The organism is Anoxybacillus sp. CHMUD (genome assembly GCF_013096965.1).
Taxonomy (GTDB): domain Bacteria; phylum Bacillota; class Bacilli; order Bacillales; family Anoxybacillaceae; genus Anoxybacillus; species Anoxybacillus kestanbolensis_A.
Genome location: NZ_SDLG01000053.1, coordinates 1 through 1214, shown reverse-complemented (window position 1 = coordinate 1214; position 1214 = coordinate 1). Strand labels below are relative to the sequence as shown.

2 protein-coding genes are annotated in these 1214 nt (G+C 40.4%); one reads left to right on the top strand and one right to left on the bottom strand.

Going from position 1 to position 1214, the window contains the following annotated elements; all coding sequences use genetic code 11:
* Positions 1-172 precede the first annotated feature (172 nt).
* Positions 173-721, bottom strand: a complete 549-nt coding sequence (gene hpf, locus ETB99_RS14525; protein WP_032101209.1) for a ribosome hibernation-promoting factor, HPF/YfiA family — start codon at positions 719-721, stop codon at positions 173-175.
* A 173-nt stretch (positions 722-894) separates the two neighbouring features.
* Between hpf and ETB99_RS14520 the strand changes: the two genes are divergently transcribed.
* Complete coding sequence (locus ETB99_RS14520) at positions 895-1083, top strand: hypothetical protein (protein ID WP_253263657.1); 189 nt, start codon at positions 895-897, stop codon at positions 1081-1083.
* Positions 1084-1214 lie beyond the last annotated feature (131 nt).

Below are 1214 nucleotides of genomic sequence, written 5' to 3'. Positions count from 1 at the left end.
ATTCATGTATAGTCCTCCTTGGTATCCAAATTAGGGGTCAATTCATCCGATTGACACCCCCGAATCATACCAAGAGGGCTTTTTTTATTCAAGTCCCCGAAAAAACTTCTAACAGGAATGCTCCTTTCACATTATACCACCCTCTGTCTTCATTCGACAGAGGGTGAATAGGTTAGTTCGCTTCGATTAAGCCATATTTACCGTCTTTTCGTTTGTAAACGACGTTTGTGCGGTTTGTTTCCGCGTTAATAAAGACGTAAAAGTTATGGCCAAGCATATTCATTTGTAAAATGGCTTCTTCGCTATCCATCGGCTTCAAGCTGAAGCGCTTCGTACGTACAACTTCAAATTCCTCTTCTTCATGCTCTTCTGTCGCGACAGGAGCAGTTGCTGTTAGCGTGACACCATTCGCTTCTTTTTCACGCATTTTTCGATTTACTTTTGTTTTATGTTTGCGAATTTGGCGTTCGAGTTTATCGACGACCAAATCGATGGCGGCATACATATCATCATGACGCTCTTCGGCACGCAACACAATTTGTGGCATTGGGATCGTTACTTCAATTTTCGCCTGTTTATCGTTATATACTTTTAAATTAACGTGAACCGTTACTCCTTCCGTTGATTCAAAATAGCGCTCTAATTTTCCGATTTTCTTCTCGACATACTCTCGAATCGCTTGTGTAACCTCGATGTTTTCTCCGCGAATGTTGTATTTCATACGCTGTTCCTCCTTTTATGAAAGGTTGGTTACTTATTTCTACAATTCCCTACAAAACTCCTTCTCAATCGTCACATTTTTTGTGAAAAAATGATGAACAAAACAATGGATAATTATGCTATAATTTATAGATGATGAAAAGCGTTCCTATTTTTTCACTGAGGTGTTATCGCATGCGAAAAGTGCACATGTTTGAAGCAAAAAGCGGCGATGTGCTCGCCGTTGATATTTACGAACCGAACGGTGCAGTTTTGCTTGCAAAGGGAGTTAAACTGACCGACTCATACATTCGCGGATTGCGCGAAAACGGTATTCGCCATATTTATATGATTGCGCGTAAAACCCCTATGCCTTTAGGCTAGGGGGTGTAAGCCCTAGCCGCCTTGTGTTTCAATGTATGGATGTATTTCATTGCTTTTTCAAGCCTTTACGGATCAGTTCATAAACCGCACCTGCAAAACTTGAAATGTAATTTTCTTTTTGATACTTTTCT

Excerpts from the sequence above, each read along its gene's own strand:
- ETB99_RS14520 (WP_253263657.1), top strand. The coding sequence starts at position 895 with ATGCGAAAAGTGCACATGTTTGAAGCAAAAAGCGGCGATGTGCTCGCC.
- hpf (WP_032101209.1), bottom strand. The coding sequence starts at position 721 with ATGAAATACAACATTCGCGGAGAAAACATCGAGGTTACACAAGCGATT.